This is a genomic window from Pseudomonas sp. ASL8, from assembly GCF_056680355.1.
Window position 1 is genome coordinate 4,983,400 of record NZ_CM155278.1, and the last position, 15,189, is coordinate 4,998,588.

The 15,189-nt window shown below is 57.5% G+C and carries 17 protein-coding genes; 7 read left to right on the plus strand and 10 right to left on the minus strand.

Features of this window, described 5'->3' with window-relative positions; translation table 11 throughout:
* The first annotated feature begins 206 nt into the window (after positions 1 to 206).
* The gene (locus AC1MEA_RS22900; protein ID WP_480417504.1) at positions 207 to 2,015 is read left to right on the plus strand and encodes a monovalent cation:proton antiporter-2 (CPA2) family protein; all 1,809 of its coding nucleotides are present in this window, start codon (positions 207 to 209) and stop codon (positions 2,013 to 2,015) included.
* Positions 2,016 to 2,544: 529 nt separating this feature from the next.
* Here AC1MEA_RS22900 and AC1MEA_RS22905 read toward each other — a convergent pair.
* Complete coding sequence (locus tag AC1MEA_RS22905) at positions 2,545 to 3,054, minus strand: DUF934 domain-containing protein (RefSeq protein WP_219060188.1); 510 nt, start codon at positions 3,052 to 3,054, stop codon at positions 2,545 to 2,547.
* Positions 3,051 to 4,727, minus strand: a complete 1,677-nt coding sequence (locus AC1MEA_RS22910) for a nitrite/sulfite reductase (RefSeq protein ID WP_480417505.1) — start codon at positions 4,725 to 4,727, stop codon at positions 3,051 to 3,053. The genes AC1MEA_RS22905 and AC1MEA_RS22910 overlap by 4 nt, the downstream gene beginning before the upstream one ends.
* Before the next feature lie 268 nt (positions 4,728 to 4,995).
* On the opposite strand from AC1MEA_RS22910, the gene ccoN reads away from it, so the two are divergent.
* Positions 4,996 to 6,423 (plus strand): cytochrome-c oxidase, cbb3-type subunit I, encoded by a 1,428-nt coding sequence (gene ccoN, locus AC1MEA_RS22915; protein WP_480417506.1) that lies wholly within the window; start codon positions 4,996 to 4,998, stop codon positions 6,421 to 6,423.
* A 51-nt stretch (positions 6,424 to 6,474) separates the two neighbouring features.
* Complete coding sequence (locus AC1MEA_RS22920) at positions 6,475 to 6,717, plus strand: cbb3-type cytochrome c oxidase subunit 3 (protein WP_480417507.1); 243 nt, start codon at positions 6,475 to 6,477, stop codon at positions 6,715 to 6,717.
* A gap of 41 nt (positions 6,718 to 6,758) precedes the next feature.
* Here AC1MEA_RS22920 and AC1MEA_RS22925 read toward each other — a convergent pair whose 3' ends face one another.
* A complete protein-coding gene (locus AC1MEA_RS22925; protein WP_480417508.1) occupies positions 6,759 to 7,973 on the minus strand; it encodes a molybdopterin molybdotransferase MoeA in 1,215 nt (404 codons plus the stop codon).
* A gap of 6 nt (positions 7,974 to 7,979) precedes the next feature.
* Positions 7,980 to 8,519 carry a molybdenum cofactor biosynthesis protein B gene (moaB, locus tag AC1MEA_RS22930; protein ID WP_219060193.1) on the minus strand — a complete coding sequence of 180 codons (540 nt, stop codon included), beginning with the start codon at positions 8,517 to 8,519 and terminating at the stop codon, positions 7,980 to 7,982.
* Positions 8,520 to 8,694: 175 nt separating this feature from the next.
* On the opposite strand from moaB, the gene AC1MEA_RS22935 reads away from it, so the two are divergent.
* Positions 8,695 to 8,919, plus strand: coding sequence for a YgdI/YgdR family lipoprotein (locus tag AC1MEA_RS22935; RefSeq protein WP_219060194.1), 225 nt, complete (start codon positions 8,695 to 8,697; stop codon positions 8,917 to 8,919).
* A gap of 89 nt (positions 8,920 to 9,008) precedes the next feature.
* Here AC1MEA_RS22935 and AC1MEA_RS22940 read toward each other — a convergent pair whose 3' ends face one another.
* The 6 genes from AC1MEA_RS22940 to AC1MEA_RS22965 form a co-directional block, all read right to left on the minus strand.
* A complete protein-coding gene (locus AC1MEA_RS22940) occupies positions 9,009 to 9,899 on the minus strand; it encodes a pseudouridine synthase (protein WP_480417509.1) in 891 nt (296 codons plus the stop codon).
* Between the two features lie 83 nt (positions 9,900 to 9,982).
* Complete coding sequence (locus AC1MEA_RS22945) at positions 9,983 to 10,306, minus strand: transcriptional regulator (RefSeq protein ID WP_219060196.1); 324 nt, start codon at positions 10,304 to 10,306, stop codon at positions 9,983 to 9,985.
* Between the two features lie 56 nt (positions 10,307 to 10,362).
* Positions 10,363 to 11,628, minus strand: coding sequence for a Y-family DNA polymerase (locus tag AC1MEA_RS22950; RefSeq protein ID WP_449633509.1), 1,266 nt, complete (start codon positions 11,626 to 11,628; stop codon positions 10,363 to 10,365).
* Positions 11,625 to 12,065, minus strand: a complete 441-nt coding sequence (locus AC1MEA_RS22955) for a LexA family protein (RefSeq protein WP_219060198.1) — start codon at positions 12,063 to 12,065, stop codon at positions 11,625 to 11,627. The genes AC1MEA_RS22950 and AC1MEA_RS22955 overlap by 4 nt, the downstream gene beginning before the upstream one ends.
* Before the next feature lie 125 nt (positions 12,066 to 12,190).
* The gene (locus AC1MEA_RS22960) at positions 12,191 to 12,427 is read right to left on the minus strand and encodes a glutaredoxin family protein (protein WP_219060199.1); all 237 of its coding nucleotides are present in this window, start codon (positions 12,425 to 12,427) and stop codon (positions 12,191 to 12,193) included.
* Between the two features lie 90 nt (positions 12,428 to 12,517).
* Positions 12,518 to 13,726, minus strand: a complete 1,209-nt coding sequence (locus AC1MEA_RS22965; RefSeq protein ID WP_480417510.1) for an ammonium transporter — start codon at positions 13,724 to 13,726, stop codon at positions 12,518 to 12,520.
* Between the two features lie 356 nt (positions 13,727 to 14,082).
* Here AC1MEA_RS22965 and AC1MEA_RS22970 point away from each other — a divergent pair, with 356 nt between their 5' ends.
* From AC1MEA_RS22970 to AC1MEA_RS22980, 3 genes are read left to right on the plus strand one after another with little or no spacing between them, the layout of a single operon-like run.
* Positions 14,083 to 14,397, plus strand: coding sequence for an ElaB/YgaM/YqjD family protein (locus tag AC1MEA_RS22970; RefSeq protein ID WP_219060201.1), 315 nt, complete (start codon positions 14,083 to 14,085; stop codon positions 14,395 to 14,397).
* A gap of 5 nt (positions 14,398 to 14,402) precedes the next feature.
* Entirely contained in the window at positions 14,403 to 14,789 is a 387-nt protein-coding gene (locus AC1MEA_RS22975; RefSeq protein WP_219060202.1) for a phage holin family protein, read from the plus strand.
* Positions 14,786 to 15,127 (plus strand): hypothetical protein, encoded by a 342-nt coding sequence (locus AC1MEA_RS22980; RefSeq protein WP_480417511.1) that lies wholly within the window; start codon positions 14,786 to 14,788, stop codon positions 15,125 to 15,127. The genes AC1MEA_RS22975 and AC1MEA_RS22980 overlap by 4 nt, the downstream gene beginning before the upstream one ends.
* Positions 15,128 to 15,189 lie beyond the last annotated feature (62 nt).

Here is a 15,189-nt window from a genome sequence, read left to right on the forward strand (position 1 = left end):
GCCTGGCATACAAATCTGCGATACCGGCCGCCGTGTTACCCGATTGAGGCCTCAACACCGATCCTGTGACCTTGATCAGAACAAAATGGACGCTGATGAGATAAACACCCCATGTTTTAATGCCGCCCTATTCAAGACGATTGCCACCAAGCTTCCGCCCTCGCGCTTTAGCATTGATCGAACAGCGATACATCAAGGAGTTCACCATGCCCAACGAAGGCAATCTGCTGCAGGCCGCAGTCGTATTTCTGCTGGCCGCAGTATTGACCGTACCCCTGGCCAAGCGCCTGCAACTAGGCGCAGTGCTCGGGTATCTGTTTGCCGGGGTGATCATCGGCCCTTCAGTGCTGGGCCTGATCGGCAATCCGCAAAGCGTCAGCCATATTTCCGAGTTGGGCGTGGTGCTGCTGTTGTTCATCATTGGCCTCGAGCTGTCACCGCGACGCTTGTGGGTGATGCGCAAGGCCGTGTTTGGTGTTGGACTAGCCCAAGTACTGCTCACCGGGATGGCTATCGGCAGCGTCGCCCTGTTTGCCTTCGATCAGTCATTTAACAGCGCGGTGGTGTTGGGGCTGGGGTTAGCCCTGTCGTCCACCGCCTTCGGCCTGCAAAGTCTGGCCGAGCGCAAGGAACTTAACAGCCCACACGGAAGGCTGGCCTTCGCCGTTTTGTTGTTTCAGGACATTGCCGCGATTCCGTTGATTGCCATGGTGCCGTTTCTAGCGGGTGTGGATCACAACGCCAGCACCTCCGACCACCTGACTCATGGTCTACGGGTGGTGGGCAGCATCGCTATTGTGGTGATCGGCGGGCGCTATCTGCTGCGCCCGGTATTTCGGATCGTCGCCAAGACCGGCCTACAGGAGGTCTCGACCGCGACCGCATTGTTGGTAGTGATCGGCACAGCCTGGCTGATGGACCTGGTGGGGGTATCGATGGCCATGGGGGCGTTTCTGGCAGGTCTGCTATTGGCTGACTCCGAATACCGCCACGAACTGGAATCGCAGATCGAGCCCTTCAAAGGATTGCTGCTCGGGCTGTTTTTTATCAGCGTCGGCATGGGCGCCAATATCGGCCTGCTGGCCAGCGCACCGCTGACCGTGCTGGGGCTGACAGTGCTGCTTATTCTAATCAAACTGCCCTTGCTGTTTGGCATCGGCCGTCTGGTCGGCGGCCTGGACCAGCACAGCGCCATACGCTTGGGCGTGGTGCTGGCAGCGGGTGGTGAATTTGCCTTCGTGGTGTTCAAGATCGGCCGCGACCAAGGGCTGTTCGAACCGCGGCTGTACGACATTCTGGTGCTGACTATCACCCTGTCCATGGCCATGACGCCGCTGTTGTTACTCCTGATTTCGCGACTGCTCACACCCAAAATCACACCGCAGATCGTGCCGGACGAGTACCGTGATATCGCCAGTGACTCACCAAGGGTGGTCATCGCGGGCATGGGACGCATGGGCCAAATCGTTGCGCGGATTCTGCGGGCGCAAAAAATCTCCTTCGTGGCATTGGACAACGCCGTCGAGTCCATTGAGTTTTCCCGCAGCTCCGGCCATCTGCCGGTGTTCTACGGCAACCCGCTACGCCCGGAAATTCTGCGTGCGGCCAAGGTTGATCAGGCAGAGTTTTTCATCATTGCCACCGATGACCCTGACACCAACATCAAGACTGCCGAGTTGGTGCGCAAGCTTTATCCGCACATAAAGATCATCGCCCGCGCTCGCAACCGTCAACATGTGCATCGGCTGATGGACGTGGGTGCTCAGGCAGTACGCGAAACGTTCTACTCCAGTCTGGAGATGAGCAGGCGTACATTGGTAGGGCTGGGTCTGAGTCAGGCTCAGGCCGATGCACGGGTCAGTCGTTTCAAGCGTCACGATGAGCAAGTGCTGAACGCGCAACATTTGGTGTATGACGATGACGCCAAGGTCCTGCAAACCGCCCGTGAAGCCAGGACGGAACTGGAGCAATTGTTTGAAGCCGACCGCCTGGAGGAAGAGTCCGCCAAAGACTGACGACATTCAGGTACTCAACTCAGCTAATCAAACCTGGAACACACCCCATCGAACAAGTCCGAAGAAGCCCTTTCTTCGGACTTGCTCGATTGTTAGACAAACCCATCTATATTTAGGATAGTTTCAGCGGCCATATACAAACTTCCTACATAAATTTTAAAACTGTAGAAATACCCTACACGATTTTCCGCAATATTCACCCCGCCAAGCTATTTACCCTGACACCCGAAACTGTAAAAATTCGTTTTTAGCATTACCCTTGGTAACTAACAAATACCACCTTCACTGAATAACTATAAGAGCTGATCTATATGAACCCGAACACTGCGACTGCTATAGACCTGTCGCTACCTGTCGCTGATCCCCACACAACCAAGGCGTTTGGCCTGGAAAATCTCATGGCCCTACGGGACGCACTGATTGTTCTGAAAGGCCCACTGGGCAATATTCCAGCCTTGCGCACCCGTATTCAGAACAGCGTATTTAATCAGGCTGCGCAGGCCACCTATTACGATAACGAACGTCTGAATCAACGCCGTCTAAATAACGGCCGCGGCTCGATCACTGAGCGGCCATAAGCAACGCTGACCCCGGCCAGCCCCTTGAGTGCATCTTCGATTGTTTTATCTTCGCGCACCGCAAAACTGTCAAAACCGCACTGGCGCATATGGCTGAGCTGATCGCGCAGTACATCGCCAATGGCCCGTAGTTCGCCCGTCCAGTCGAGACGCGTGCGCAGCAGATATGCTTGGCTATAACCTCGACCATCACGAAAGCTGGGGAAATCCACGGCAATCAGGGGCAGTACCGAGAGGAACGGCTTCAAGGTCTCGACCTCGTCATCCGGACCGAGCCAAACGCCATCAAGGCTCAAACGCTCACCGGCCAGCACAGCCCGATCCTGACGCGACCACCAACGCGTAAACGGCAGTAGCAATGGCCCACTTGGCAGATCGCCTTGTGCTTCGCGAACCAACGTCCATGAGTCGTGGTCGGCGATGTGCGCCAGCCCGACTTTAAGCCTCAGCACATTGTTCACAGCGTCGCCTCTGACGGCTCTCGTTGATAGACGCGCTCCTTGAAGGGCGCCAGACCGATGCGATTGAGGGTCTGCACGAAGCTCTCGTCGCTTTCCCGGTAATCGGTGAACGTAGAGACAATCTTTTCGATCACGTCCGGCACCTGTAAGGCGCTAAAGGAAGGCCCAATCACTTTCCCCAATGCGGCCACCTTGCCTTGCGAACCACCTAGCGTGATCTGGTACCACTCGCTGCCATTTTTATCGACGCCCAATATGCCGATATTGCCAATGTGATGATGGCCGCACGCATTCATGCAGCCGGAGATATTCAGGCTGATCTCTCCCAGATCGTGCAGGTAATCCAGATCATCGAAACGCTGTTGAATGGCCTGTGCAATCGGGATCGATTTGGCGTTGGCCAAGGCACAAAAATCGCCACCCGGGCAGGCGATGATGTCGGTCAACAATCCTATATTTGCGGTACCTAGCCCGCTTTCGCACGCAAGGCACCACAGCGCATACAGGTCAGCTTTGCGGACGTCCGGTAACACAATGTTCTGTTCGTGGGCGATGCGAATTTCACCGAACCCGAACCGCTGCGACCAATCCGCCACTGCGTTCATTTGCTCCGTCGTCACGTCCCCCGGTGGTGCGCTGATCCCTGGTTTGGTCGAGAGTACTGCACTGACGTAGCCGGGGATTTTATGCTGCTGCACGTTGCGCGAAACCCAGCGGGCAAAAGGCGGGCTTTGTGCCAGATGTGAACCGAAGTCCAGATCTGTGTCCGAGAGCTTTGCATAAGCCGGGGGCACAAAGGCTGAAGCGACGCGTTGAAATTCTTCTTCCGTCAGCTGCGCCGGGCCATCTTTGATGTGTTGCCACTCTTGCTCGACTTCGCGGGAAAAGGTCTCGATGCCTAAGGCTTTGACCAAAATCTTGATCCGCGCCTTGTACTTGTTGTCCCGCCGCCCGTAGCGGTTATAGACGCGCAACACCGCCTCAACATACGACAGCAAATGCTGCCAGGGCAAACCCTCACGAATCTGTAGACCGAGAATCGGCGTACGCCCCAACCCGCCCCCGACCAAGACCCGCAACACCCTCCGCCCAGCTTCATCGCGGTACAGATACAGCCCGATGTCGTGCATCTGGATCGCCGCCCGATCTTGCTCCGCCGAACAGATGGCAATTTTGAACTTGCGCGGCAAAAACAAGAATTCCGGGTTGATGGTTGACCATTGCCGCAGGATCTCGGCCAGCGGGCGTGGGTCGAGCAACTCGTCGGCAGCAACCCCGGCAAAGGCTTCGGTGGTGATGTTGCGCACGCAGTTACCGGAGGTCTGGATGGCGTGCATCTCGACACCGGCCAACCGTTCGAGAATGTCCGGCACCTGCGCCAGTTCGATCCAGTTGAACTGCATGTTCTGTCGAGTCGTGAAGTGCCCGTATCCACGGTCATAGTCACGGGCGATGTTGGCCAACGTGCGCATCTGTTCGGCGCTCAAGGTGCCATACGGAATGGCCACACGCAGCATGTACGCGTGCTTTTGCATGTACAGGCCGTTCTGCAGACGCAGCGGCAGAAACTCTTCTTCGCTCAGGTCGCCACTCTGGAAGCGCTGTACCTGATCGCGAAATTGCGCGACCCGCTCAAAGACCAACGCACGGTCGTATTCGTCGTATTGATACATCGTCCACCCCCTCAAGCTCATCGGTGCTGGCTGCCTTCTTCGAGAGTCGAGGCAGCTGCCGAGGCTTGAGACTATGGCGAAGCGCACCCCGACAAAACAGCGTCAGACCGGGCAAATAAAACCGTATCAGAGGCTCATTAAACGGCGCGTCTGCACCGCTTTTCTTTGCCTTCTCTGAGTCTGTTTTGTTTGCCTTAGAGTTTCTACAGTGCAGCCTCGTGCTGGACCGCAGGGGCCTGGCAAGCAATGGATGGGTGGAAACACTGCCATGAGCACAGAACAAATCGGGCAGGCCTACAACTACAAGGTTGTCCGGCAATTCGCAGTGGCAACCGTGGTGTGGGGCGTTATTGGCATGGCCGTCGGGGTCTGGATCGCCTCGCAACTGGTCTGGCCGCAAATGAATCTGGACTTGCCCTGGACCACGTTCGGCCGGCTTCGCCCCTTGCATACCAGCCTGGTGATTTTCGGTTTCGCTGGCAGCGCGCAGTTCGCTGCGAGCTATTACGCAGTACAGCGTACATGTCAGGTGCGGTTGTTTTCCGACAAGCTCGCGGCGTTTACCTTCTGGGGCTGGCAATCGGTGATTGTGATCATGCTGATCAGCCTGCCGCTGGGCTATACCACGACGAAGGAATATGCCGAAATCGAGTTCAGTGGCGCCGTGTGGATGACCATTGTCTGGATCGCCTATGCCATCGTTTTCTTCGGCAGCGTGATCAAACGCAAGACCTCACATATCTATGTCGGCAACTGGTTCTTTGGGGCCTTCATCGTGGTCATCGCCCTATTGCACGTGGTCAACCACATGTCGATCCCGGTGGGCTGGTTCAAGTCCTACCCTATGTATGGCGGCGCTACCGATGCCATGGTGCAGTGGTGGTATGGGCACAACGCTGTTGGCTTCTTTCTGACCACCGGGTTTCTCGGGATGATGTATTACTTCGTGCCCAAGCAGGTCGGACGGCCGGTGTATTCCTATCGGCTGTCGATCGTCCACTTTTGGGCACTGATCACCCTGTACATCTGGGCGGGTCCGCATCACTTGCACTACACCGCCTTGCCGGACTGGGCGCAATCGCTGGGCATGGCCATGTCGATCATCCTCCTGGCGCCAAGCTGGGGAGGCATGATCAACGGCATGATGACCCTCTCAGGCTCCTGGCATAAGTTACGCAGCGACCCGATCCTGCGCTTTCTGGTGGTTTCGCTGGCCTTCTACGGCATGTCGACCTTCGAGGGTCCGATGATGGCGATCAAGACCGTCAACGCCCTCTCCCACTACACCGACTGGACCATCGGTCACGTGCACGCCGGAGCGCTGGGTTGGGTCGCGATGATCACCTTCGGTTCGATGTACCACATGATCCCGAAAGTCTTCGGCCGTGAGCAGATGCACAGCGTCGGCTTGATCAACGCACACTTCTGGCTGGCGACTATCGGCACCGTGCTGTACATCGCCTCAATGTGGGTCAACGGCATCACTCAGGGCCTGATGTGGCGGGCAGTGAACGACGACGGCACCCTCACCTACTCGTTCGTAGAAGCGTTGCAAGCCAGCCATCCGGGCTTCATCGTGCGCTTCACCGGTGGCGTATTTTTCCTGAGCGGCATGTTGCTCATGGCCTACAACACGTGGCGCACCGTGCGCACGGCCGACCCGGCGCTGGTCGACCAGCAAGCGCAATTCGCCTGACCATCCTGCGGGAGTACAGCGCGACTCCCTCTCCTGATAAGGCCTGACGTGATGATCGAACCAGGTTACGAGTGGCTGGGAATCGCCGCCGTGGTGTTTTTCTTCGTGGTCACCCAGCTGTGCCTGAAGAACAACAACACCCGGAGCATCGATGAAGCCAGCATGATCCCTTTCGCCGATGACCCGGACGTTGCCCGACGAGTCGAACAGGCCACGGGTAAAACCATCCATTGCGTGGACACCGCCGAACACGCAATACCCACACAAAACGATTGGATCGACGTTGAGATGTAAGCGCCTGTTTTATAACCGCGCCCAGCGCATGAATCCGGTCGTTAGCCCAGCACTTCACTTAAAGGAATGAAGTTCAGCCAATCCCCTTCGGCGACCGTGGTGCCTTCGCGCACTTCAATAAGGCCTTCGGCCCACGCTGCGCTGCGCAGGACGCCCGAGCTCTGGTTGCTGTAGAGCACGGCGCGGCCTTGTTCGAATCGCCCGCGCAGATATTCGCGGCGGTCTCCGGCCTTGTTCCAGGTGAACCCGGCAGGCACCGGAAACTGCAGCGGCGCGACATCGGCGACGCCCTGACGGCGCAACAGATAGGGCCGGGCGAGCAATGCGAAGGTCACCAGAGTCGAGGCTGGATTACCCGGCAAACCAATCACCGGCACGCCACGAAAATGGCCAAACGTCAGCGGCTTCCCAGGCTTGATGGCCAGCTTCCACAATGACAACTCGCCGTCCTCGCGCAGGGCATGTCCGAGGAAATCTGCCTCGCCCACCGAGACACCACCGGTGGAAAGAATTAAATCGACGTGCCCCAGAGCGCCCAACGCGATACGGGTTTTTTCCAGATCGTCTGGCAAAATCCCGGCGTCGTGCACCTCGCAGCCCAAACGCTGTAACCAACTGCACAGCAACACCCGATTGCTGTTGTAAATCTGCCCGGGGCCCAGCGGTTGGCCCGGTTCGATCAACTCATCGCCGGTGGACAGCACGGCAACACGCACGCGCCGCACGACATTCAGCCCCGCCAGGCCCAAGGACGCCGCAAGGCCCAGTTCAATGGGCCCCATGCGCGTGCCGGCAGCCAGTACTTGCTCGCCGACTGTTGTTTCCTGGCCCTGCGGACGAATGTTTTGTCCGATTCTCATCGGCTCAATGAAGCGCACCCGCTGATCGGCGAGTACGTCCACGTTCTCCTGCATTTCTACGCAATCGGCACCCGCCGGCACGGGCGCGCCGGTGAAGATTCGGGCACAGGTTCCAGGCGCCAATGGTTCAGGTGCTTGCCCGGCAAATATGCGCTGGCTGACCTCCATTGGCTCACCCTTCCAGTCCGCCAGACACAAGGCGTAACCGTCCATGGCGCTATTGGGCCACGGCGGCAGATCCAGGGTTGCAATCAACTCCTCGGCCAGAACCCGACCTTGCGCATCGGCCAGTACGACCCGCTCACGCTCAAGGATTGGCGTCGCCTCGGCCATCTCCAGCAAGCGCGCAAGCGCCACTTCTACAGGCATCAACGATCGCGCATCAGTGCGGCTCATATCAGTTTATCCGCGGGTTTCGCAGGGCTCGGCCTGCTTGAGGTGGGCGACGAAGTTGCACGGGCGGTGACGTGAATCCAGCTGTTCGGCAAGAATACCGTCCCAACCGGTACGACAGGCATTGGTCGAACCCGGCAGACAGCAGACCAGTGTGCCGTTGGCCATGCCCGCCAGCGCGCGCGACTGCACGGTCGAGGTACCAATATCCGCAACGGAAATCTGCCGGAACAGCTCACCAAATCCATCGACCTGTTTGTCCAGCAAGCAGGTCACCGCTTCAGGTGTACTGTCGCGACCGGTAAAGCCTGTGCCGCCAGTGATCAGTACAACCTGTACGTCATCGTCGGCAATCCAGGTGGCAACCTGGGCGCGGATTTTGTACAGATCGTCCTTGAGCAGCACGCGCTCGATCAGGCTGTGACCTGCGGTGGTCAAGCGATCAACGAAGACCTGACCAGACGTATCGGTTTCAAAGGTACGGGTGTCACTGACGGTCAATACGGCGATGTTCAATGGCACGAAAGGTGTTTCAGCCTTCGCTTTCATAGGCTCGATCCAAAGAGAGGGGGAACAGCCCGTTGTTATATCACAGCCCCCTTTTCGCTGGCCCTTCGTTGATCTGAGTCAGCGATTGCGACAAGCCACTACTGTCCATGGAACTTGCGGATGATGTATACGTCTCAACCTCAGTAATCAAAGCATTCCCTGACGGAGACACACCATGACTCAACGGACCTTACCCGCAGCCTTCCTGCTGGCACTGAGCCTCGCAAGCCTCGCCGGCTGTGCTTCGCCCACAGTCATCACTCTCAACGACGGGCGCGAAATCCAGGCTGTTGATACGCCCAAGTATGATGAAGAATCGGGTTTCTACGAATTCGAACAGCTTGATGGCAAACAAACTCGCGTCAACAAAGACCAGGTGAGTACGGTCAAGGATCTCTGATCCTTCACAACATCGCTTGCGATTTTGTTCAAAAACCCGCCCCGTGCGGGTTTTTCTGTATCAGGAGCACATTCATCGCAAGAAGCAACCTACCAATCGAGCGTCAGCTGCGTCTCGAATTGCCTGTCTTCCCCGGACAGCGGGTCAATGAAACGCAGACCCTGGGCTAACAGCTTCAGCGGCTGAGAGTAGTCATCCACCGCATCTTTGAGCACGTCGGGATAAAACGGATCATTGCAGATCGCCGCGCCCAGAGCCGCCATGTGCACCCTTAACTGGTGTTTTTTGCCCGTCACGGGGTACAAGCCGTACCGCCAATATTCGCCATTACGTTCGCTGACTTCGATGCGCGTTTCAGTGTTGCTGACGCCTGGCCCTTCCTGCATCCTAAAGAATGGTTCACCCGCGACCAGCCGGCTTTTATGCACCCGTGGGAATTGCACTTCGGGCAACGCGCGGGCAATGGCTTCATAGCGCTTGTCGATCTGACGCGCAGGAAACAGCGACTGATATGCCGAACGGCTGCCCTTGTTTGCCGAGAACAACACCAGGCCTGCCGTGTGCCGGTCAATTCGGTGCAGTGGCACCAGATCCGGGTTATCCAGGCGACGGATCAAGCGTCTGAGCAAGGTCTGCTCGACGTACTCACCGGCAGGCGTCACCGGTAAAAAATGCGGTTTGTCCGCCACCACCAGATGCTCGTCCGCATACAGGATCGTCTCTAGCACCGGTATCGGCGTTTCGTTCGGAACCTCGCGAAAGTAGTGGACACGCAAGCCTTCCCGGTAAGGCAACTCGGCAGCTATGGCCACACCCTCGGCATCCAGCACCCGTCCTCTGGCTATTCGATCCAGCCATTGTTCCCGGCTAATGGCGGAAAAATGCGCGCACAGACAATCGAGAACCGTTGTCCATGGCCCTGCTGGCAGGTACAGGGTGCTGGCTTGGCTCTGCGCGGGGGAAAAAACGGGCTCGGACATGGGTAGGCTCAAATCTCGGAACGCCTTGATTGGCTGGCGGCGCATTATCGCGCAAGGGCTGGGCAGAACCTAATGGCACCCGCTCATCCACGTACCGGCACAGCCGTTTGCGCCGCCGCTTCGGTAAACTCTTTCAGCCAACGCAATACATCCACTGCGTCCCATCGCGCAGGGTCATACAGCGCATAAAGCAGGCCCTGATAGCCAACGACATCCAACTGACGGTGATACCCGGCACGCTGGAACAATGCTTCGATTTCCGCGAAGCAGGTGTTGAAGTGCAATTTGGTAAAGGGCGTCTTCCCCTCAGTGACGAGGCCATCCATGCGCAATTCAAGGACGGCTTCACTGACCACGTCGGTGGACATGCGATTTACGCTGTATTTCAGTTGTTCGACATTGACCATGACTGTAGCTCTCGTTGTGTTCGTTCAATTCGTTGAATCGGGATATGCCTACGCTGTCAACTGCCGATCTGTATCAACTCATCCCAGCGCGTGGTGTAACAGCGACTGCGCATCTCGCTGCGCATGCCCCATTTAGGCGTGACGGGCACTCTGGCAAAGCGCAGAGTGCCGGCCCCTTCCCGCTTGTTAATCCGGTCAATCACGCCCATCAGCCGATCACTGCCGTCGCGCATGGCAGGTGCGAACAGGTCTGAGGTGAGCTCGCCGCGCTGCGACAGATCGAACAGCATCACCGCGCATTTGGAGTAGGCCACGCCAGGCTTGAAGATTCGTTCCAGCGCCGACAACGCCCGTGCGATCAGGTCTCGAGTGTCGTCGGTGGGATACGCAAGGATGCAGCTTTCGGCGTCGGCCACGATCGGCTGGCCTGGATCGTGGCGCTGGGTTTGCAAGCTCACTTGCAGACCTCCGCACAGTGAAGCCTGAGACCGCAGTTTTTCCGCCGCGCGGGTGACGTAGGTCGCCATGGCCTCGCGAATAGGCTCCAGTTCGGAAAGCCTATAGCCAAACATCTTGCTGGTGCAGATGGCTTTTTTTGCGGGCGGTGCTTGGTGCATGTCAAGACAGCTCTGCCCGTTGAGCTCCCGTCCCGTGCGCTCGACGGTCACTCCAAACGTCATCCGCAAGATAGCCGGGTCGCACTGGGCGAGATCCCAGGCCGTATGGATATTCATCGCCGCCAATCGCACACCCAGACGCCGCCCTACCCCCCAGACAGTGGTCGCCGGGGCCAGTTTGAGCAATCGCTGTTGCCGTAAAGGATCGCGAAGGTCGACCACTCCACCGGTGGCCGGCCATTTCTTGGCCGCCCAATTGGCCAGCTTGGCCAAGGTCTTGGTGCTGCCAATACCCACGCCAACAGGAATGCCCACCCATTGCAAAAGGCGCTGGCGGATGGCCGTACCGAACTCAGTGAGGTCTTCCTGGATACCGGTCAGGTCGCAGAACGCCTCATCGATGGAATAGACTTCGATTGTCGGCACCATGGATGCCAGGACGCTCATTACACGATGGGACATGTCCGCGTACAGCACGTAGTTGCTTGATCGCACCGCGATCCCAAGCGAGGCCAGCTGGTCTCGCACCTGGTAATAGGGCGCGCCCATGGGGATGCCGAGTTCTTTAGCATCAGCCGAACGGGCAATCACACAACCATCGTTATTGCTTAAAACCACGACCGGCACGCGCTTGAGCGCTGGCTGGGAATCGCGCTCGCAACTGCAATAAAAAGCATTGCAATCGACCAGGGCGTAAGTGGTCATCCACGCCCCACATAGCTGACCACCCACATCACGACGCCCCAGATTTCAACGCAATCCGGATCTTCGAACGTCAGCGGCAGGGTGGCCGATTGCGCGTCGACCAACATCAGTGTGTTTTTGTCTCCTGTGCTCACCAGGCGCACACAGTAGCTGTCCGCACCGTCCAGATGAGCCACGACATAATTGCCTGCACAAGGCGACACTGAACGGTCGACAATCAAACGGTCACCAGGGTAGATGCCAAAGCCGATCAGACCGTCATCGTTCACCATCACTGCACGCATCTGCGGGGCGCCGATACCGACAATGCGATCAAGGGAAAACCCCCGCTCCTTTTCGTCTTCGGCGGGTGATTGAAAACCGGTGATGCGCAGCTCTCTGGACTCCGGCAGCATGTGCTGCAGGCGTTCACTGCGAGTAAGAATGGTGAGAGACATGCCGTGCTACCCGATTAACTGTACATGCGTACAGTAAACGAATCAGCACTCGCTGACCAATTGATTATCGGCAACTGCGACGAGGGGGTTTCAGTTCCGTGCATCAGACATTTTTGTCGGACGCGTTACTGAAGGAACACCACTACCTGCCCGGCATCGAACGGCCAGTCCAGCTCGGCGCCGGTGTCCACGCGCCGCAGCACGGGAATGCGCAGGCCGTAATCGTCCACCAGCGCAGCGCTCTCTCCAATGTCGACCAGTTCGACCAGCAGACCATGCTCGACCAGTGGCAGCAGTTCGGCTTCGGCGACTTCACACAGATGACACCCAAGGGTGCCCAGCAATTGGCATTCAGGAGGCATGAAGACACCTTGAGCATGGCGTGTAGAACATTGACAGTGCCTGCATTTTAGGCCGACGCGGGTACCCGCGTCGAGCCTGAATCCGTTGCCTCAGTCCTGGCTGACTGAACCGATTTTGTGGATCGACAGGTCGGCGCCGTAGTACTCCTGTTCCTGAGTCAAACGCAAGCCAATGATCATTTTGAGCGTGCCGTATACCAGGAACCCGCCAAGCAATGCCACAACCACACCCAGCCCGGAGCCGATCAATTGGCTGATGAGGCTGACCCCGCCCAGCCCACCCAGCGCTGTTTGACCAAAGACACCACACGCGATGCCACCCCAGAAGCCGCACAACCCATGCAGAGGCCAAACGCCCAACACATCATCGATTTTCCAGCGCACCTGAGCCGCAGTGAAGCACCAGACAAACAGCGCTCCGGCGATAACGCCCGTGATCAAGGCCCCCACCGGATGCATCAGATCAGACCCGGCACAGATCGCCACCAGGCCAGCCAAAGGACCGTTGTGCAGAAAGCCCGGGTCGTTACGCCCCACAATCAACGCGGCGACCGTGCCGCCGACCATGGCCATCAATGAGTTGACCGCAACTAACCCGCTGACACCTTGCAAGGTCTGGGCACTCATGACGTTAAAGCCGAACCAGCCAACGATCAGTATCCATGAACCCAGCGCCAGGAACGGAATGCTCGAGGGTGGGTAGGCAACCAGCCGTCCTTCCCGGTATCGTCCATTGCGCGCCCCTAGCAACAACACGGCCGCTAGTGCCAGCCAGCCGCCCATGGCATGAACCACGACGGAGCCGGCGAAGTCATGAAAGCTGGCACCAAAACGCTCCAACAACCAGGACTGCAAGCCAAAGTTGCCATTCCAGACGATGCCCTCGAAGAACGGGTAGACAAAGGCGACGATCAATACGGTTGCACACAGCTGTGGCGCGAATCGGGCACGTTCGGCGATACCGCCAGAGATAATCGCCGGGATTGCGGCAGCAAAGGTTAGCAGGAAGAAAAATTTCACCAGCTGATACCCGTGATTTGCACTGATCACGGACGCGGGTTGTAAAAAGTTCACCCCGTAAGAAATCCAATAGCCTATAAAGAAGTACGCCAGTGTCGATACAGCAAAATCGCTGAGAATCTTCGACAACGCGTTGACCTGATTCTTGTGCCGGACCGTACCGACTTCAAGAAAGGCAAAGCCGGCGTGCATGGCCAGCACCATCACCGCGCCGGTCAAGATGAACAAGGTATTTGAGCTTTGGACCAGGGAGTCCACAGCGCTTTGCAAATTTTCCATGGAGGGCAGGCCTGCAATTCATCGAAAAGCACCAAAGCGGGTCAAGCAGTCCTCTACGTGCACCGAACTGGCGCCACGCATTGGCAGAGAGGCGCAATGCGTGACCCGATTTGGAGCAGTCCACTTTTGAGGACAAATTGTCGCTTGAGCTTTTTCTCAAGTTTTATGATGTAAGCGTAAGATCTGGGCACGTTTGCCATTGTCTTCGCTCTTATTCAGCGCATCGCCCTCCGTGGCGCACCATCTGGAAGCAAAACCTGTACCAGTTGGTCGATTTAATACGGATGCGAATTGAAATGAACCTTCAGTAATCCCTTAGACTCGAAATACCATTAAGCCACCAGACGGAGATAACCATGGCTAGCAAAACAGCGCCGAGCGCCCAGGAAATATTAATGACTGATTTTCAAACATTGGTCAGTGACACGGAGAAGCTTCTCGCGCACACCGCCACGCTGGCTGGCGATCAGGCCGATGAATTACGGGGGCAGATTAGCGACAGTCTGTTAAAGGCACGGGAGACACTGCGTCTGACAGAGGAGTCCCTGCGCGTACGCGGTAAAGCAGCGGTAACGGCCACCGAAGATTATGTTCAGAGCAATCCATGGCAGTCAGTGGGCATCGCCGCTGGCGTCGGGTTCCTCCTGGGTCTGCTGGCTACAAGGCGCTGACGGCTATGGGCACAGAATCAGGTTCGTCATCAGCGGACCAACACTCGTCACCGCGGCGCTTGGGTGCCGCTTTTCTGGGCCTGCTGCACAGTCACGTGGAGTTGTTCGGCATCGAGTTGCAGGAGCAAAAATCACGTACATTGAGCCTGCTGCTGTTTGCCGGTCTGGCGCTGGTTTTTGCACTGCTGCTGCTGATCGGGTTATCCGCTTTATTGCTGATCGTCGTATGGGATAGTTATCGCTTGGCCGGCATCATTGGTCTCTGTGTCTTCTATACCCTGGCTGCGGTGTTCTGCGGCTTGCGTTTGAAAGCGGCGATCTTCGACGAATCGTCACCGTTCAATGCCACCCTCCAAGAATTGGCCAATGATCGCGAGCGACTGATGCCATGAATCTTCCTGAACTGTCGCACTCAGCCTCCCGGCGAGAACTGCGCAAGGCGTTGATTCGCTTGCGCATGGAAATGCATCGCCAGGAGATTCGTCACGAATCAAGTCAACTGCTGGAGCCAATACGCCGCGTGCGCAATATGACGCAGGATTGGCAAGGCACGCTGGGCATTAAACACGCGCCTCTGTGGGGCATTGGCATCGTCACCCTGCTGGGCTTCCTCAGCGGGAAAGGAGCCAAAGGCGGCGGCATCGGTGGTGTCACGCGCCTCGTGAAGTTGGGCACCAGCCTGCTTCCGCTGATAAAGCTCGCGTTACAAGGCTCCCCGCCTAAACGCTAACGCGCCTCATCTGGCTGCATTCTTGCAAAGCACTCCAGCGCCTGCCACCCCATGGTCCTCCG

Excerpts from the sequence above, each read along its gene's own strand:
- AC1MEA_RS22900 (WP_480417504.1), top strand. The coding sequence starts at position 207 with ATGCCCAACGAAGGCAATCTGCTGCAGGCCGCAGTCGTATTTCTGCTG.
- AC1MEA_RS22910 (WP_480417505.1), bottom strand. The coding sequence starts at position 4,727 with ATGTATCAATACGACGAATACGACCGTGCGTTGGTCTTTGAGCGGGTC.
- ccoN (WP_480417506.1), top strand. The coding sequence starts at position 4,996 with ATGAGCACAGAACAAATCGGGCAGGCCTACAACTACAAGGTTGTCCGG.
- AC1MEA_RS22920 (WP_480417507.1), top strand. The coding sequence starts at position 6,475 with ATGATCGAACCAGGTTACGAGTGGCTGGGAATCGCCGCCGTGGTGTTT.
- AC1MEA_RS22925 (WP_480417508.1), bottom strand. The coding sequence starts at position 7,973 with ATGAGCCGCACTGATGCGCGATCGTTGATGCCTGTAGAAGTGGCGCTT.
- moaB (WP_219060193.1), bottom strand. The coding sequence starts at position 8,519 with ATGAAAGCGAAGGCTGAAACACCTTTCGTGCCATTGAACATCGCCGTA.
- AC1MEA_RS22935 (WP_219060194.1), top strand. The coding sequence starts at position 8,695 with ATGACTCAACGGACCTTACCCGCAGCCTTCCTGCTGGCACTGAGCCTC.
- AC1MEA_RS22940 (WP_480417509.1), bottom strand. The coding sequence starts at position 9,899 with ATGTCCGAGCCCGTTTTTTCCCCCGCGCAGAGCCAAGCCAGCACCCTG.
- AC1MEA_RS22945 (WP_219060196.1), bottom strand. The coding sequence starts at position 10,306 with ATGGTCAATGTCGAACAACTGAAATACAGCGTAAATCGCATGTCCACC.
- AC1MEA_RS22950 (WP_449633509.1), bottom strand. The coding sequence starts at position 11,628 with ATGACCACTTACGCCCTGGTCGATTGCAATGCTTTTTATTGCAGTTGC.
- AC1MEA_RS22955 (WP_219060198.1), bottom strand. The coding sequence starts at position 12,065 with ATGTCTCTCACCATTCTTACTCGCAGTGAACGCCTGCAGCACATGCTG.
- AC1MEA_RS22960 (WP_219060199.1), bottom strand. The coding sequence starts at position 12,427 with ATGCCTCCTGAATGCCAATTGCTGGGCACCCTTGGGTGTCATCTGTGT.
- AC1MEA_RS22965 (WP_480417510.1), bottom strand. The coding sequence starts at position 13,726 with ATGGAAAATTTGCAAAGCGCTGTGGACTCCCTGGTCCAAAGCTCAAAT.
- AC1MEA_RS22970 (WP_219060201.1), top strand. The coding sequence starts at position 14,083 with ATGGCTAGCAAAACAGCGCCGAGCGCCCAGGAAATATTAATGACTGAT.
- AC1MEA_RS22975 (WP_219060202.1), top strand. The coding sequence starts at position 14,403 with ATGGGCACAGAATCAGGTTCGTCATCAGCGGACCAACACTCGTCACCG.
- AC1MEA_RS22980 (WP_480417511.1), top strand. The coding sequence starts at position 14,786 with ATGAATCTTCCTGAACTGTCGCACTCAGCCTCCCGGCGAGAACTGCGC.